Annotated in this window: 15 protein-coding genes; 7 read left to right on the top strand and 8 right to left on the bottom strand. The window is 61.6% G+C overall.

What is annotated here, in order from left to right:
* Positions 1 to 114: 114 nt before the first annotated feature.
* Positions 115 to 1,311 carry a tRNA 2-thiouridine(34) synthase MnmA gene (gene mnmA, locus ILFOPFJJ_RS03790; RefSeq protein ID WP_173510146.1) on the bottom strand — a complete coding sequence of 399 codons (1,197 nt, stop codon included), beginning with the start codon at positions 1,309 to 1,311 and terminating at the stop codon, positions 115 to 117.
* Between the two features lie 189 nt (positions 1,312 to 1,500).
* Positions 1,501 to 2,247 (bottom strand): helix-turn-helix transcriptional regulator, encoded by a 747-nt coding sequence (locus tag ILFOPFJJ_RS03785; protein WP_173509222.1) that lies wholly within the window; start codon positions 2,245 to 2,247, stop codon positions 1,501 to 1,503.
* 482 nt (positions 2,248 to 2,729) lie between these two features.
* Here ILFOPFJJ_RS03785 and sciP point away from each other — a divergent pair, with 482 nt between their 5' ends.
* Together sciP and ILFOPFJJ_RS03775 are read left to right on the top strand one after the other, a co-directional pair.
* On the top strand, positions 2,730 to 3,005 hold the full coding sequence (gene sciP, locus ILFOPFJJ_RS03780; protein WP_003527546.1) for a CtrA inhibitor SciP: 276 nt from the start codon (positions 2,730 to 2,732) through the stop codon (positions 3,003 to 3,005).
* Positions 3,006 to 3,214: 209 nt separating this feature from the next.
* Positions 3,215 to 3,496, top strand: a complete 282-nt coding sequence (locus tag ILFOPFJJ_RS03775) for a GNAT family N-acetyltransferase (protein ID WP_173509221.1) — start codon at positions 3,215 to 3,217, stop codon at positions 3,494 to 3,496.
* A gap of 387 nt (positions 3,497 to 3,883) precedes the next feature.
* Here ILFOPFJJ_RS03775 and ILFOPFJJ_RS03770 read toward each other — a convergent pair whose 3' ends face one another.
* The gene (locus ILFOPFJJ_RS03770; protein WP_173509220.1) at positions 3,884 to 4,234 is read right to left on the bottom strand and encodes a flagellar export protein FliJ; all 351 of its coding nucleotides are present in this window, start codon (positions 4,232 to 4,234) and stop codon (positions 3,884 to 3,886) included.
* A 444-nt stretch (positions 4,235 to 4,678) separates the two neighbouring features.
* On the opposite strand from ILFOPFJJ_RS03770, the gene ctrA reads away from it, so the two are divergent.
* The gene (ctrA, locus tag ILFOPFJJ_RS03765) at positions 4,679 to 5,380 is read left to right on the top strand and encodes a response regulator transcription factor CtrA (RefSeq protein ID WP_136508054.1); all 702 of its coding nucleotides are present in this window, start codon (positions 4,679 to 4,681) and stop codon (positions 5,378 to 5,380) included.
* A gap of 393 nt (positions 5,381 to 5,773) precedes the next feature.
* On the opposite strand, the gene ILFOPFJJ_RS03760 is transcribed toward ctrA, so the two are convergent.
* Together ILFOPFJJ_RS03760 and chpT are read right to left on the bottom strand one after the other, a co-directional pair.
* Positions 5,774 to 6,136: a response regulator gene (locus tag ILFOPFJJ_RS03760; RefSeq protein WP_173509219.1), complete on the bottom strand. Its 363-nt coding sequence runs from the start codon at positions 6,134 to 6,136 to the stop codon at positions 5,774 to 5,776.
* Between the two features lie 240 nt (positions 6,137 to 6,376).
* Positions 6,377 to 7,021 (bottom strand): histidine phosphotransferase ChpT, encoded by a 645-nt coding sequence (gene chpT, locus ILFOPFJJ_RS03755; RefSeq protein WP_173509218.1) that lies wholly within the window; start codon positions 7,019 to 7,021, stop codon positions 6,377 to 6,379.
* A gap of 354 nt (positions 7,022 to 7,375) precedes the next feature.
* On the opposite strand from chpT, the gene ILFOPFJJ_RS03750 reads away from it, so the two are divergent.
* Together ILFOPFJJ_RS03750 and ILFOPFJJ_RS03745 are read left to right on the top strand one after the other, a co-directional pair.
* Positions 7,376 to 7,963: a DUF1134 domain-containing protein gene (locus tag ILFOPFJJ_RS03750; protein ID WP_173509217.1), complete on the top strand. Its 588-nt coding sequence runs from the start codon at positions 7,376 to 7,378 to the stop codon at positions 7,961 to 7,963.
* 227 nt (positions 7,964 to 8,190) lie between these two features.
* Positions 8,191 to 9,372, top strand: a complete 1,182-nt coding sequence (locus ILFOPFJJ_RS03745) for a coiled-coil domain-containing protein (protein ID WP_173509216.1) — start codon at positions 8,191 to 8,193, stop codon at positions 9,370 to 9,372.
* An 80-nt stretch (positions 9,373 to 9,452) separates the two neighbouring features.
* Here the strand turns inward: ILFOPFJJ_RS03745 and ILFOPFJJ_RS03740 are convergent, their stop codons facing one another.
* Together ILFOPFJJ_RS03740 and ILFOPFJJ_RS03735 are read right to left on the bottom strand one after the other, a co-directional pair.
* A complete protein-coding gene (locus ILFOPFJJ_RS03740; RefSeq protein ID WP_173509215.1) occupies positions 9,453 to 10,283 on the bottom strand; it encodes a TrmH family RNA methyltransferase in 831 nt (276 codons plus the stop codon).
* Between the two features lie 10 nt (positions 10,284 to 10,293).
* Positions 10,294 to 10,677: a hypothetical protein gene (locus tag ILFOPFJJ_RS03735; protein ID WP_173509214.1), complete on the bottom strand. Its 384-nt coding sequence runs from the start codon at positions 10,675 to 10,677 to the stop codon at positions 10,294 to 10,296.
* A 31-nt stretch (positions 10,678 to 10,708) separates the two neighbouring features.
* On the opposite strand from ILFOPFJJ_RS03735, the gene ILFOPFJJ_RS03730 reads away from it, so the two are divergent.
* Positions 10,709 to 11,737, top strand: coding sequence for an RluA family pseudouridine synthase (locus ILFOPFJJ_RS03730; protein WP_173509213.1), 1,029 nt, complete (start codon positions 10,709 to 10,711; stop codon positions 11,735 to 11,737).
* Positions 11,738 to 12,048: 311 nt separating this feature from the next.
* Positions 12,049 to 12,954, top strand: coding sequence for an RNA polymerase sigma factor RpoH (rpoH, locus tag ILFOPFJJ_RS03725; RefSeq protein WP_173509212.1), 906 nt, complete (start codon positions 12,049 to 12,051; stop codon positions 12,952 to 12,954).
* A 100-nt stretch (positions 12,955 to 13,054) separates the two neighbouring features.
* Here the strand turns inward: rpoH and ILFOPFJJ_RS03720 are convergent, their stop codons facing one another.
* Entirely contained in the window at positions 13,055 to 15,331 is a 2,277-nt protein-coding gene (locus ILFOPFJJ_RS03720; RefSeq protein ID WP_173509211.1) for a hypothetical protein, read from the bottom strand.
* Between the last annotated feature and the right edge of the window lie 37 nt (positions 15,332 to 15,368).

Here is a 15,368-nt window from a genome sequence, read left to right as displayed (position 1 = left end):
CCGAGGAAGCCCGTCTCGGCTGGACGGGCGGCTTATAAGGTGCTGTTCCGGCTAGTGTCAAGCAAAGTCTGCGGGAAAATGTGAACTTTTCCCGACGTTCCTGATCGCACCTGCTCAAGCCGCCGCCGGTGCCTGCAAAAGCGCCTTGAGCGCCGCTTCCGCGCCGGGCTCGCGTTCGGATTTGCGGATGAAACCGCCGCCATAGACGCGCGCGTCTTCGCCGGTGCCGGAATAGAGTGCGCAGGCCTGGCCAGGTGCGACGCCGGCCTCCCCTTCGGCAAGCTCGACGTAGAGACCTTCTGCGTCGTTTCTCAGGACCGCCGGCGCCGGCTGGCGGGTGGAGCGCACCTTGGCGAAGCAGTCGAAGCCGCGGGCAGCCGCCTGCGCAAGCTCCTCGTCGCCCAGCCAGTTGACGTCGCGCAGATAGACACGGCGCGTCTCCAGCGCTTCCTTCGGTCCGACGATGACGCGGCGCGAGCGGGCGTCGAGATAGACGACGTAAAGCGGCTCACCGGTGGCGACCCCGATGCCGCGCCGCTGGCCGATCGTATAGTGCAGGATGCCGTCGTGGCTGCCGAGCACGCGCCCGTCGAGATGGACGATCTCGCCGGCGAGAGCCGCATTCGGCTTCAGCTTCGAAACGATGTCGCTGTATTTGCCCTGCGGCACGAAACAGATGTCCTGACTGTCGGCCTTCTTGGCAACGATCAGGCCCATGTCTTCGGCCAGAGCCCGCGTTTCGGTCTTGGAAAGCCCACCGAGGGGAAAGCGCAGATAGTCGATCTGTTCCTGCGTTGTCGCGAACAGGAAATAGCTCTGGTCTCGCTCGGCGTCCGTCGGCCGGTAGAGCGCCCGCTGCCCGGCATAGCGCGGCTTCGGGCTCGGCCGGGAGCGGATGTAATGGCCGGTGGCAAGCGCATCGGCGCCGAGCTCCTTGGCGGTCGCAAGCAGATCGGCGAACTTGACCGTCTGGTTGCAGGCAACGCAAGGGATGGGCGTCTCGCCCGCGATATAGCTTTCGGCGAAGGGATTGATCACCGTTTCGCGGAAGCGCGCTTCATAATCGAGTACGTAATGCGGGATGCCGAGCGTCTCGCAAACGCGCCGCGCATCGTCGATGTCCTGGCCGGCGCAGCAGGAGCCGGCGCGGTGCACGGCCGCGCCATGGTCGTAGAGCTGCAGCGTGATGCCGAGCACGTCATAGCCCTCGCGTTTGAGCAGGCCCGCCACAACGGAGGAATCGACGCCACCGGACATGGCGACGACGACGCGCGTATCTTCGGGCTTGCGGTCAAAATCGAGACTGTTCACGGGATCCAATCCGGCATTGCGGGGCACGCGTCGATCGCCTGCGCCGCCCTGTTTCACGCTCATGCCTTGGGCCTTCCGCAAAAACGGCGCCAAGCGGCATTTCAAAGCTTTCTGTGCCGCGACATATAGAAACTTGTCCGCCCTGCGGCAAGGGCGGAGGTTTGGCTGCGGATCAGCCGCATCAAGCTGTCAGATCAGCTTCATCCGCATCGCGCGAGCGATCGCCTGCATGCGGTTGACCGCATCGAGCTTGCGCGTCGCACTCTTGAAATAGCTGCTGACCGTGTAGGCGGAAATGCCGAGAATGATGGCGATCTCGTCGCTGCTCTTGCCGGCCGCGGCCCACCGCAGGCACTCGATCTCGCGGCTGGACAGTTTTTCGCGCGCCACGCTCCCGGTATCGAAGGTACGCTCGAGACACTCGAAGAGCTGCACGAGCGTCAGATAGAGCATTGCGCGTTCCGTGCCGACCGGCTCTTCCCGCGTTCCCGAAAGCATGACGACGAACGGCTCCCCATAGGTCGTATGCAAAAGCAAGGCAAAATGACGCGTCATGTCGGGATGGGCCTGAAGGTGGCGGACGGACATCGCCTCTCCATCCTTGCGTGTGATGTCCAGAAGCTCCGCGCCACCCACGACCGGCAGTTTCGTCTGGCGCAGCCGCTCAACGAGGACGCTCGCCTGAAAGGCGCCGGAGGCATCGTATTGGCGCACCAGTTCGACGGGCCAATTGCTGAGCACCAGACGTTCGGAAAACCGCTGCTGCTCGGCCAGCGGCAGCCGAGCGATCACGAAGCGGCTGAAGCGGTAGCGCGCAACCAGTCGCCGCATCAAGTGCAACAGCTCGTATTCGGTGCGCACCGATGCGGGATCAAACTCCGAAAGCATGTCGTCATCAGCCTCGCGCCGCGAGGCCGGTTCAGTCGATTCCTTCATACCTTGTCACCACGTTGCCGGCGGGTTCGCCTGGTCAAGAATTGAATGCTCCCTTGCAATCCCGGCACAGTCTTCAACTGGCGGCTGCAATACAGCCGGCACCGATCAGCTGGTCGCGCAAGCAACGCGGCCGATCAAGAAAATATGTTGTGCCCAGGAGATAATTCCGGGAGCGTACACGCGAACGCTCATTCTTTGCTGTGCGCCTCGCTATCAAAAATTTTAGTTGAAGTGAAATGTGGTAATTGCATGGCTCCCATGTGAAAACCACGCGAAACTTGGGCCTTTCCATGCGGAGGCCAGCAAATATCGGCAAGGAGACAACGCGCCCGACAGTGGTCTCTTCTGTGACGTCCGGTGTTACGCCGCAGCTTCGAAGTGTCTCAAATTATGAGCAAATTGTTACCGGCGGCTTAGGCAAATGTTAAATGTGGCAAGCTAAGGTCGCGGTCATATGGTCTTGAGTTTGTGTAGAGAGTCCCATGACCGAAATGATGCGACCACGCGTAAAGTATGTCATCGGCCCCGATGGCAGCCCTCTGACGATCGCGGATCTGCCACCGGCCAACACCCGGCGCTGGGTTATCCGCCGGAAGGCTGAAGTCGTCGCCGCCGTGCGCGGTGGCCTTTTGAGCCTCGAGGAGGCGTGCGAACGGTACACCCTGACCGTGGAGGAGTTCCTTTCCTGGCAGTCCTCCATCAACGATCATGGTCTCGCCGGTCTGCGGACCACGCGCATCCAACAGTATCGCCACTGATTTCACCCGACAGGGCCATAGTTCAACATCGGCGGCTTCGGGATCTGCCCGCAGCCGCCGGTGTTGTTTTGGGTCGCATGACGCCGCTACCGCGCCGCTCATCAGACGCGCAAAGGACGCCGTAGCGCTTTGAATTGCTGCATGTTTCCGATCGCGGAAAACATGTTGTAGCATTCCCGCCGGCAGCAACAGATGCGGAGCGAAGATCTATGGAAATCGCCCACGAGGAAATCAATGCAAAGGGCCGTTATTCGGCGACCGTGGAGGGCCATACCGGCGAGATGACCTATTCGCGGTCCTCACCGAAACTGATCATCATCGATCACACGCTGGTGCCGGATGAATTGCGCGGCAAGGGCGTGGGACAAGCGCTCGCAAAGCACGCAGTCGACGAAGCGCGAAAAGGCGGCTGGAAGATCATTCCGCTCTGCCCCTTCATGCGCGCGCAAGCGATGCGCCATCCGGAGTGGCAGGACGTCATTCAGGCGTAAGCGGGCCCGCGCGACCTGCGTTTTCGAAGCTCAGCGGACGGCGCGCTCACAAGCAGGCGAGGTCGTGAAGACGCGCTCTTCCGCCCATGTCCGCCTCGCATCCCGACGAGTCGATCGTCCATCGACGACTTGGTACGCCCGGCATCCGAACATGCGAGGGGGATCGATTTAGATCATTTCAACGTTCCCTTGAAACAATGAAATGATCTAACTCTCTGAAACCACAGAATTCCGGACGGAAAACCGTTACATACCTTCCTGGAACTGCTGCAGGCGGCAATAGAAACGCCTCCCGCGTCAGGCAGACTGCACGACTCGAGAAGACAGCACCGCACGTCCGATCAGATACGGAAAGATCGCTGTAACACTTTGAAGGAGCATAATGACTCAGGCGCGCATGCGGGCGCCTGAGTCTCGTTCTTCGAGCGCCGCCGCTTTCGCGTATTCGGCCTGAACCTCCTCGAGCGCGAGTTCGGCCGCATCCTGCTGCGCCTTCAGCTCGCGAATCGAGACCTGTAGATTGTCGGCTCTCTGGCGGGCGGCCTTGGCGAAGGTGGGATAGGCAAAATGTGCGGGATCCGAAATTCCCGACTTCTTCTCTTCGAATACAATCTGACTTTCCAGATCCTTGGTCATTCGCTCGAACTCAGCCATCATCATCTGAAGCTGGTTCAACTGACGCTGCTTCTCCCGGACCTGAAATTCCTTCAGGCGGACAAGGCTCTCACGTGCTTTCATACGCAATACTCCCGTGGATAGCGAGACCCCGGTTACTGATCCTGACCCGTCGTGCCGGCCCCGTTGCGGCCGGAAACAAAAAATAGAAGCGACCTTAACAAAGGCCTACCGCTGGTAACCTTTCGTTTACGGGCATCGTTAATCATAGGGGTGATGATTTAAGGCTCCGTAAATGCTGAAGCATGAAATGTGGCACTTCGCGCATTAACGAGTCGGAAGAGTCAGATAGCGGCATTTCCTCATGTATTACATGAGAGATGCCATTTGAGATTCACCTTTTGAATCAGGAGACTGCTAAAAATATTTAACATTCTCGATACACCTTGCCAGAGTGAATCAGAATTTGTTAACCATTTGGTGGCAGCCTCCAAATCAGGCAACGACTGGATCCGTATCGCGTAAGGGGGCCACGACGTACCTTGGGCGGCGGAAAAGGGGAAAAACATGCGGGTTCTACTGATCGAAGACGATAGCGCGACAGCTCAAAGCATCGAGCTCATGCTTAAGTCCGAGAGTTTCAACGTTTACACGACCGATCTCGGTGAAGAAGGCGTCGATCTCGGCAAGCTTTATGATTACGATATCATTCTTCTCGACCTGAACCTGCCGGATATGTCCGGTTACGAGGTCCTGAGAACGCTGCGCTTGTCGAAAGTAAAGACCCCGATCCTCATCCTGTCGGGCATGGCGGGAATTGAAGACAAGGTGCGGGGCCTCGGTTTCGGCGCTGACGACTACATGACCAAGCCTTTCCACAAGGACGAACTGGTCGCGCGTATCCACGCAATCGTCCGTCGCTCCAAGGGTCACGCCCAGTCGGTCATCTCGACCGGCGAGCTGATCGTCAATCTTGACGCCAAGACTGTGGAAGTCGGTGGTCAGCGCGTGCATCTGACCGGCAAGGAATACCAGATGCTGGAGCTCCTCTCGCTGCGCAAAGGCACGACGCTCACCAAGGAAATGTTCCTCAATCATCTCTATGGCGGCATGGACGAGCCGGAACTGAAGATCATCGACGTCTTCATCTGCAAGCTGCGCAAGAAGCTCGCAAATGCTGCCGGCGGCGCCAACTACATCGAGACCGTCTGGGGTCGCGGCTACGTGCTGCGCGAGCCCGACGGCAACGACTACCTGGAAACGGCCTGATTTTCGATAGCATCACGGTCGAGACCCGCATTTCCTCGTCCGCTCTGACGGCTATTATCGGATCGAAAACCCGCCCCTCTCGGGCGGGTTTTTCTTTGGCGGCAGGTTGCCCGCTCATCAAAGCGCGTCGCATTCAATTGGAGTCACGCGACGCGCTTTTAAGTCCTTGTTTGCATGCATGTCGTTGTCCCGATACCGCTGCACACTTTCGCGCGACATGCATTAGACAATGAAGAGACGGCGGCGCCTTCTCCCCCGTCCATGCCGTCTCATGTCGGGTTGGCGCTGGGCATGCCGAGAGGGCGCACGCAAAAAGGGCCGCAGCATTGCCGCGGCCGTGTTTCAAACAACTAGTTTATTTCACCAATGATCTAACGAGGCTCTCAACGCTCGTCAGGCGGCCATCGACTGGCTGGCGAAGACACTCGTCAGGATCTTGCGGTCAAAGGGCTTCAGCAGGAAGTCGTCGGCGCCGGCACGTTTGCCCGCCATCATCTTCTTCAGGTCCGCCTCGACAACGCAATAGTAGATGCGCACCGACGTGCCGTTCGGCAGGTGCCGGATATTGGCGATCAGATCGAGCGCGCCGTCCAGCGCGGCATCGACGATCAGGATGTTCGGCAACTCGGCTTCGCAGCGCACCAGCGCATCAAGGCTGCTTGGCGCCTCCAGAACCAGAAATCCCATGCCCGAGAGGATGCGCTTCCCAACTTTCCTGACAACATCCGAGCCATCAGCAATCATCAAGCGCCGCATGTCCAAACTCCTTCACGCCTACTTGCACGCGCACCCCGCATCCAAGAAACAAAGCCTATACAGATTTGGCAAAGAAACCGTTACGACGATTGCTTAATGCTTCCTTTCGGCTTGGCGCCGATCCAATGCTTCTTAATCGCGCAGAGGCGAGCGCAACGCCAAGGCCGCACACGAAAACCCTCCGGCAGACTTGCGTCGCGGAGGGTTGGATGCGGGCCGTTTCGATGAAAGAGGGATACTCTAGGCCTCGGCCTTGGCGGTGAACACGATCGCCTCGCCGGTCGAAACGACGTCGATCGTCATTCCGGCCTCCTCGCCCAACAGGACGGTGTAATAGGGCTGGATCGAGTGCGCGTCGACGGCCTCTTCCGGAGTGCCGGAGAGCAGTTCCACGAGCTTCGGCGGCACCCGCATCATTCGCCCCTTGGCGACGAGCGTGAAGGTCGCGTCGAATTCGGGCTTTTCCAGCGTGATGTCGATCGAGCCGCCGCGCGGGATGGAGCCGTAGGCGACCAGGAAGAGATTGAGGAGAAGCTTGACGCGGTTCTTGGCGATGATCGCGCGCGGGCCGTTCCAGTTGACCTCGGTCTTCTTTTCCGCCGCGGCGAAATCCTTGGCCGCCTTTTCGGCTTCGCCCGTATCGATCGACGCGCCGACCGAACCGGATGCGCCGAAGGCAAGGCGCGCAAACTTGAGGCGGACGGACGCATTGAGCGCACTGGTGCGGATCAGGTCCATCGCATCGGCGTCAGCCCCCCCTTCGTCCAGGAGTTCAAGGCCGTTATTGATGGCGCCGACTGGCGAAATGATATCGTGGCAAACCCGGCTGCAGAGCAGTGCGGCCAGATCGGGTCCCGTCAGTGTCAGGTTCGGATTCTTTGCCATCATTCTTCCTTGTTCGCTATCCGTCTGCCGGCGCCACCGCCGCGCGTTCTTGCCCCGCAACCAAAGCTGCCGCACGACCATGGCATGGGCCATGAATCGCGCGGGCGCGGCCGGTAATCAATAGGCCATAATGACATCACATTTGGTAAACCGATTGTTAAGATGATCGGTTCAAATTGCTGGAGCATCCCGAATTCAGCCTGAATCGCTGGAGGATGCGCGGCCGGAACCAGTTTTCACACTTTTCCGCGCCCGCCCCTGGAATTGGAGCAGACCCGCGCCGGACGCGCAACCGATGCAAATGCCGGCCATGACAGCCGGCGCAGGTCACTTTCGTGCCTGACGGAGGAAACGATGCAGCCGTTCATGAAGGCAACCACGGTGGTTGTTCGCGCTATCCTGACGATGATGCTGATAGCCGGCACCATGTCTGCCGCCCACGCCCAGTCCCCCAACAACAGCCAGTACACGATGCAGGAAATCGTTGACGCCGGCCACGGCTTCTTCGGCGAAACATCGGGCGGACTCGCCAAGGTCGTCGAACGCGCCTTCGAGCGCTACGGCTTGCCGAATGGCTACATCCTCGGGCAGGAAGGCTCCGGCGCCTTCATCGCCGGCCTCACCTATGGCGAAGGCGAGCTCTATACGAAGAACGTGGGCCAACACACGGTCTTCTGGCAGGGACCCTCGCTCGGGCTCGACTGGGGCGGCCAGGGGAGTCGCGCCATGATGCTCGTCTACAATCTGCCCAGCGTTCCGGCACTCTACAAGCGGTTCGGCGGCGTCTCCGGCTCGGCATATGTCGTCGCCGGCGTCGGCATGACGGTATTGACCGACGAGCACGTTGTTGTCGTGCCGATCCGCACGGGCATCGGCGCGAGACTCGGTCTTAACGTCGGCTATCTCAAGCTGACGCAGCAGCCGACCTGGAATCCTTTCTGAGGGTACTTCAAGCGGCGGCGTGTTCCAGCAAAGCCGCTGACCCGGCCGCTGCAAAAATGCCTCATCTCCCCGTCTCGCCAGAAATTAAGCGCGTCTCAAAAGACGCGCTTTGCTGTTCTAGCACTTGCAGCATTCAGGGCATCATGTTTACTGCGGGGGAAGCACCGAGATGGCGCCTGGCTTCCGCGGCGGGCGGCGCATCCGGTCCAGATTGAAACGGCCAGCTCGTGATTGAATTTGCGCTCCTCTTTTCCCTGGGCTTTCTGACAGCGATTGTCATCGGCCTCATGGCCGCCCCTGCCATTCAAAGACGCATCGTGCGCTTTGCGGAGGATCGGCTGAAGGCGACTATGCCTCTGAGCCCCCAGGAAGTACGCGCGCAGAAGGATGCCGCCCGCGCCGCCTATGCTGCCGAAAATGCCAAGGCCCAGCAGGCGCTCCGCCGCGAGCGCGACAAGAGCGTCACGCTGATGCTGCAAAGCGAAAATACCCTGCGGGAGGCGCGCAAACTTGCCGGCGAGAAGGCCGATCTGCAGGCTCAACTCGCCGACATGAACGTGGAGGCCGCCGACATGCGCTCCACCATCCGCCAACTCGAACAACGCATCGAGCGGATGAAGTCGACCTCTGAAACCTCGGAAAAGCACAACGGCGCCAAGGACGATACGATTCGCAAGCTCAACGGCCAGATGGAGAAACAAGCGGCGGATATCGACAATCTCCGGATAGATCTCGCCGCCCGCGAAACCGAGATCGAGCACCTGAAGAGCCGGGTCGCCACGCTGCGCGACGAGCGCGAGGCGCTTCGCGGCGAACTCAAGGCCGAGAATGCCCGGGCCCGGGAAATGGAATTGCGGCTCGGTCGGAACGAGACGCGGATACGCCAGCTTGAAACCACCGTCGCGCGCGAAGCCGCCACCAACGCGGACCGCGAGAACGCGCTGACGCGGCGCGCGGACGAAATCGAAAAACTGAAGGCCCGCGTGAAGGAGCTGAATCATGAGATGCGCGAAGCGGCCAAGGCACTTCGCGCGGCCGGTCTGACCATGCCGAAACGCGCGGAGCAAAAGTCCGCCGTCCTGGACGCCGTGGATGGAGAGATCGCCGAGCCCGCCACAAAAGCGGCGCCTGCGGCCGCTCCAGGCCCCGACACGACCATACTGTCCGAAGACCTTCGCAATCGCGCGACCGCACTTTCGGAGCGCCTGATAAACGCCAAATCCGCCGCGCATGACGAGGCGCTGCGGCAGGAGATCGCCGATATTGCCGCGGGCATGATCGCACTGACGGCGGCAAGCGAAGGCAAGGTGTCACCGATCCGCAGCCTTCTTGCCGGGGAGGAGACGGGCGCAACGCCGACCCGCAAGAGCCTCGCAAGCCGCGCCAAGGAATACCTGCCTCCGGAATGAGCGCGCTGTCGACCGTTTTTCCTTTTTGAAGGCTATGCCTCGCGTCGTCCGCATGCTTCGGACGATAGAAAGCGCAAGCGTCAGAGGCGCTTGTTGATCAGTGCAACCTGATGCAGCGCTATGCCGGCAGCCATGGCGACGTTCAGACTGTCGAGGCCCGGCCGCTGGCGGATGCGGGCTGTCTGGATCGCAGACAGGATCGCCTCCGGTAGCCCTTCGCCCTCGGTGCCGACGAGGAGCGCCGTGCGCGGCGCAGGCTGGATATCGTTGATGTCGACTGTGCCGCGCGGCGACAGCCCCCAGATCGCGAAACCGGCGACTTGAAGTCGTTCGATCAGCGAGGAAGCCGTCCCTTCGCGTGCGAAAGGCATCGTCAGTACCGATCCGACCGATACCCGGATTGCCTTGCGATACATTGGATCGCAGCTCGTGGCGTCCATGAACACGGCATCGACGCCGAAGGCGGCCGCATTGCGAAACAACGAGCCCATGTTGTCGTGGTTCGATATCCCGCAGGCGGCGAGGACCAGGCTCACCGCCGGAAGTCCCGCGATCAGAGCATCCGCGTCCGGCATCGCGTCGCGCCGCCCGAGCGCCAGGACGCCGCGATGCATGTTGAAGCCGGCGATCGCGTCGAAGACCCGAGCATCCGCCACATAGACGGGAATGTCGGCCGGAAATTCCGCAAGCAGCCCGGTCAGGCCGGCAACGCGGCTCTCGAGCAGCAGGATCGCCTCGGCAACGATGCCGCGTCCAGCGCGGTGAGCGGCAGCCAGCATGCGGAGCACGACAGTGCCTTCGGCGATGAAACGGCCCTGCCGCCCCGTCAGATCTCGCTCCTTGATCGCGACGAATGCGGCGATGCGGCCATCGGACGGATCATCGATGCGGGCGAGGGAGGGCAGCGTCATGGCGAATCCGTCAATTGGTCCTGACGGTGATGTCGGCGACGATGCGCCCCGCGGGAATGTCGAACACGATCGCACGCGGCTCGGCACCCGGCAGATTGCCGTAGAAAAGCACCTGCGAACCGGAGAGTGCAACATTGCTCACCGAAAATCCGGCCGGCAGTGCGGCGATCGCGCTCACCGGCGCGTCGCTCGGCACGCTCACCGCGATCGGTGCTGCCTCCGCGCTACCATTCGGACGGGTGACCTTGTAGACAATCGTCCCAAGGACAGCCATAAGCATGACGAGCATCACGCCGGCCGAGACGAGCTGCAGGCGCACCATCTTGCGACGGACATTCTCCATCGCGGGATCAAGCGGCTTTTCTTCCTGTTCATCGGGCTCGATTGCAGTCATGGGGCTGGCTTTCTATCGGAATTGAAACGGAATGAACGATCCCTTTAAACAAGCGGCCGACAATAGGAAAGTCCTGAAGGCGGACGAGAGCGCGGCCGGAAGGCTGGACGCCTTCCTCACGGCGGCGCTTTCGGGCGAGTTTTCCCGCAATCGCATCAAAAGCCTGATCGAACAGGGCGCCGTTTCGATCAACGGCTCGACGATCATCGAGCCGAAAAGAAAGGTGCATCCCGGCGACGTGTTCGAGATTGCCTTGCCTGAGCCCGAGGATCCCGAACCGAAGGGCGAAGAGATCGCCCTTGACGTGCTTTACGAGGACGACGACCTGATCGTTCTCGTGAAACCGGCCGGCCTGGTCGTGCATCCGGGTGCCGGCAATTGGACGGGCACCCTCGTCAACGCGCTCATCCACCATTGCGGCGACAGCCTTTCCGGCATCGGCGGTGTCAGGCGACCGGGTATCGTTCATCGGCTCGACAAGGAAACCAGCGGCGTCATGGTCGTGGCGAAGAACGACGTCGCCCACCGCCATCTTTCGGACCAGTTTGCCGACCATGGGCGCACCGGACCGCTCGAGCGCGCCTATCAGGCAGTAGTCTGGGGACGTCCCCGTCAGTTGAAGGGCACCATCAACGCTCCGCTGGGACGGGCCCTAGACCGGACGAAGCGAGCCGTCAAACGCGAGGAGAGCGACGACGCGCGTGAGGCCATCACCCATTATGAAGTCGTCGAGCGTTACCTCGAAAAGCCGGATGGCACCTGCCTCGCCTCGACCGTAGTATGCCACCTCGAAACCGGCCGCACGCACCAGATTCGCGTTCACATGGCCCATATCGGCCATCCGCTGATCGGCGATCCTGAGTATGGTGCAGCCTTTCGCACCAAGGCCAATCTGCTGCCGGAACCGGCAAAAGCCGTGGTCAACCGTTTTCACCGGCAGGCGCTGCACGCCTTCATGCTGCAATTCGAGCACCCGACCACGGGCGAGACGATGCATTTCGAGGCGCCGATGCCCGCGGACATGGAGGTCCTTGTCGCTGCTCTACGCGCTGAGGAGTGATCCTACAGCGCCGCGCGTCTTATCTGACGCGCAAAGGACGCCGTAGCGCTTTGAATTGCTGCATGTTTTTGTCCTTTAACAGAGTACGTTTGAGGATACATGCAGTAGCCCTTGAATTCGCCGTTGCGGATTCCAATCTTATAGAAGCTTCAATTCGCAACATTCCCTTCCCCGGTCTCACGGTGGCGTGAAACCGGAGTCCTTGAATCATGCTTTCGCCGTACTTATCTTTTAGCTTCGTGGGGTCTTGACGAAGACCCACAGCCCGGTCTGCCGTCCCGGAGGCCGGAGACGCAAAAAGGGGGTGCTTCATGGCCCGCAATACTTTGCCGACCATTACCGCCGGAGAGGGCGGTCTCAACCGTTATCTCGACGAAATCCGCAAATTTCCGATGCTCGAACCGCAGGAAGAGTACATGCTCGCCAAGCGGTATCAGGAGCATGACGACCGCAGCGCCGCGCACAAGCTGGTGACAAGCCATCTTCGCCTCGTCGCCAAGATTGCTATGGGCTATCGCGGCTATGGCCTGCCGATCGGCGAAGTCGTGTCGGAAGGCAATGTCGGTCTGATGCAGGCCGTCAAGAAATTCGAACCCGATCGCGGCTTCCGGCTGGCGACCTATGCGATGTGGTGGATCAAGGCAGCCATTCAGGAATACATCCTGCGCTCCTGGTCCCTCGTCAAAATGGGTACGACCGCCAACCAGAAGCGGCTGTTCTTCAACCTGCGGCGGCTGAAGGGCCGCATTCAGGCTCTCGATGAGGGAGACCTCAAGCCCGAGCAGGTGAAGGAAATCGCGACGACCCTGAAGGTCAGCGAGGACGAGGTCGTTTCGATGAACCGTCGCCTGTCGGGCGATGCCTCGTTGAACGCGCCGATAAAGGCCAGCGAAGGCGACTCGGGGCAGTGGCAGGACTGGCTTGTCGACGACCATGACAACCAGGAAGAGATCCTGATCGAGCAGGACGAACTCGATAGCCGCAGGGCCTTGCTCGCCAGCGCGATGAAGGTTCTGAACGATCGCGAGCGCCGCATCTTCGAGGCCCGTCGCCTTGCCGAGGATCCGGTAACACTTGAGGACCTCTCGTCCGAGTTCGACATCAGCCGGGAGCGTGTCCGGCAGATCGAAGTCCGCGCTTTCGAGAAGGTTCAGGACGCGGTCCGCAAGGCAGCGCTCGAACGCTCGAACGCCTTGCGCGTCGTCGAAGGCGCGTAACGGCTCGGTTTCCCGCCCGCGGGAAGTCACATAGGAACAAGAAAAATCCCGGCCGGGGCTCTCCTGGCCGGGATTTTTTGTATCGCCATCTCTTCCCCGGCTATTGGCTGCTTGCGGCCGTGTTGCCGAGCGCGCCCCACGCCTGCATCGCCTTGTTGAAGGCTTCGATGCCGGCAGCCCCCTTCTCCAGCGTCAGCAAGGCACGACGCCCGTTCCGGTAGGTGATCGGAATGTCGATCCAGCTGCGGCTGCGCAGCAGTTCCGTATTGTTGCTTACGGCTTCGGCGAAGTCGTTGAGCGCGATCATGTGGAAATCGTCGGTGATCTTCGCGGGGACGGCGATCAGGGGATCGCCACGGTCCTGCTCCGTGCGCTTCATCGAAACGCGCTGGACACCGTCGATTGCGCCGCCCTCGAAGTTCTCCGGAAGCGAGAACACAAATTCGACTACGTGGCTCGCCGGCAGCGACGGGTCGGCATTACGCTTGATCGTCATCAGCGCGGTCAACCCCCTGTCGGGCACCGTGATCTGCGCCTGGATCGTGGGCTCGGGCTTCGCGTCTCCGCCCGGCGACTCATCCTTGATCGACCAGGCGACGGTACCGGGGATCGCCGTCGGGGAGGACTGGCCGAGCCGTTCCTCGTAAAGGAACATCTTCTCCCCGTCGGCGACGGAGATCTCCGCCTGAGGCGCTTGCCCGGCGTCCTGGTTCGGCGCCGCGGGGGCCTCTGCCCCTGCCGTCTGCTGTGGTTCGGCACCACCACTTTGCGGCTGTCCGGCATCCGTCTGAGGAGCGACTGACTTGCCCTCCTGCGAGACTTCCGTGTCGCTCGCGCCCGCCGGACCTTCATCCACTTCGGACCCATCGGCAAGCAGCCGCTGGGTGAGCTTGGTCGAACTGTCCTCGGGCTGCGCCGTTTCGCCAGGCGTGCCAGACTGCCCGCTTGGCTGGCTGGGCTGGTCGGCAGGCGCGTTCTGGCCGTCCGGCGTTCCGGTGCCCTCCGGCGCCGCGGGCATGATCTTCGCGATCAGCCCCGAAAGCCAGGCATTGCCCGCCTCGCGGTTCTGCCAATAGGCATAACCGCCGCCGCCGAGAAGAAGCGCAATGACGGCGCCGATCGCCAGCCGCTTGAAATTGAAGCGGGAGGGCTTGGGTGTTGCCCGGTAGGACGGACGAGCCGGCGCGGAAACCGGAGGCTCGCTGCCATTCTCCTTGGCAGCAGTTGCCGCTCCGTTCGCAGCCGCCCCTGCCCCGGCGTTGTCGCCAAAGCCAAGCAGGTCGTCGATGTGGTCCCAGGCGGTGCTGGCGCGCTCTTCCTGGCTCGCGGGCACAGGCGCCTTTTCCACCGGCCACGACCATTCGGAAATGTCGGCTTCGGCAGCCTTATCCTTCTTGCTCTCCGTTGCCGGCGCGAAAGGATCGTTTTCGTCGAAGGACCAGGAGCGCGACGGCTCGGCGTCGCCGGGATGCTGCTGTTCGGGCTCGTCCGTTACCGGTTCCACCGGGTGGATGCCCAGCCGCTCTGGCGCCGCCGAAGACGCGTCCCCGACCGCCTCGGGCGCTTTTGTCGTCGAAGCCGTATCGTCCCATTCCGGCAGGGCCCATTCCGACGCGGCGGATTTCGCCTCGGTATCCTCCTCACGCGGGAGAGATTCGGGCCGTACCGGCTCCCCGTGATCGGGCTCGGCCTCGACCTGCTCGTCGCGGAAATCGTCAGCGCGCGATTCCGACTGTCCCGCATTGTCAACCGGCGGCGCCTGATCGGCTTCGAATTCATGTTCGGCCGGTCGGTCGTCTGTCGGAGCGGTCCGTGGTGCCGCTGCTTCGTCCGTCGGTTCTTCGGCCGGCACTTCCTCAGGCGGTTCGGACGGGGTGCCCTCGTCATAGGCGGCGACCGGTTCGTGTGCCGCCTCCTCGTCGATCGGCGCGGCGTGCTGCGCCTCGTCGCCCGCTTCGGCGCTAACCGGCGGCGGCGACACAGGTTCTGCGACTTCCGGCTCCTCGCTTGCAGGTTCCTCGGTCTGTTCCTCCGACGACGCTTGTTCCGGCTCGTCAGCAACGCTCGCTTCAGTCTGCGGCTCGCTCGAGGCAGGCGGCTCCTGCCCCGTCGGCGTTTCGGCTACGCGCGGCTCGACCGCGTCGGTTTCCTCGACCGCAGGGAGGGCTTCCGCATGCTCGCTTTCGACTTCGCCGATTGCCTGTTCCAGCTTGTTAAGCTGGCGATTGATCATGTCGTCCGATGGCCGTGGGCTCATGTTTTCGAGTTGCCGGCGCACGGCACTACGCGCCTTCTCGTAAACCCTGCCCCGCATTTCCGGTGTGTTTTCCGACAGGCCGTCAACGGTCCTGCGAATAACTGCAACAAAATCCGCCATCAGAACTTTCTCATACTCCCAGGCATGCGCCCGCAAT

The sequence above is a fragment of the Sinorhizobium psoraleae genome (assembly GCF_013283645.1).
Taxonomy (GTDB): domain Bacteria; phylum Pseudomonadota; class Alphaproteobacteria; order Rhizobiales; family Rhizobiaceae; genus Sinorhizobium; species Sinorhizobium psoraleae.
This window is presented reverse-complemented; position numbering and strand designations above follow the sequence as displayed.

Bases quoted from the DNA above. Each gene is read 5' to 3' on its own strand.
- ILFOPFJJ_RS03785 (WP_173509222.1), bottom strand. From the start codon at position 2,247: ATGAAGGAATCGACTGAACCGGCCTCGCGGCGCGAGGCTGATGACGAC.
- sciP (WP_003527546.1), top strand. From the start codon at position 2,730: ATGACCGAAATGATGCGACCACGCGTAAAGTATGTCATCGGCCCCGAT.
- ILFOPFJJ_RS03775 (WP_173509221.1), top strand. From the start codon at position 3,215: ATGGAAATCGCCCACGAGGAAATCAATGCAAAGGGCCGTTATTCGGCG.
- ILFOPFJJ_RS03770 (WP_173509220.1), bottom strand. From the start codon at position 4,234: ATGAAAGCACGTGAGAGCCTTGTCCGCCTGAAGGAATTTCAGGTCCGG.
- ctrA (WP_136508054.1), top strand. From the start codon at position 4,679: ATGCGGGTTCTACTGATCGAAGACGATAGCGCGACAGCTCAAAGCATC.
- ILFOPFJJ_RS03760 (WP_173509219.1), bottom strand. From the start codon at position 6,136: ATGCGGCGCTTGATGATTGCTGATGGCTCGGATGTTGTCAGGAAAGTT.
- chpT (WP_173509218.1), bottom strand. From the start codon at position 7,021: ATGGCAAAGAATCCGAACCTGACACTGACGGGACCCGATCTGGCCGCA.
- ILFOPFJJ_RS03750 (WP_173509217.1), top strand. From the start codon at position 7,376: ATGCAGCCGTTCATGAAGGCAACCACGGTGGTTGTTCGCGCTATCCTG.
- ILFOPFJJ_RS03740 (WP_173509215.1), bottom strand. From the start codon at position 10,283: ATGACGCTGCCCTCCCTCGCCCGCATCGATGATCCGTCCGATGGCCGC.
- ILFOPFJJ_RS03735 (WP_173509214.1), bottom strand. From the start codon at position 10,677: ATGACTGCAATCGAGCCCGATGAACAGGAAGAAAAGCCGCTTGATCCC.
- ILFOPFJJ_RS03730 (WP_173509213.1), top strand. From the start codon at position 10,709: ATGAACGATCCCTTTAAACAAGCGGCCGACAATAGGAAAGTCCTGAAG.
- rpoH (WP_173509212.1), top strand. From the start codon at position 12,049: ATGGCCCGCAATACTTTGCCGACCATTACCGCCGGAGAGGGCGGTCTC.
- ILFOPFJJ_RS03720 (WP_173509211.1), bottom strand. From the start codon at position 15,331: ATGGCGGATTTTGTTGCAGTTATTCGCAGGACCGTTGACGGCCTGTCG.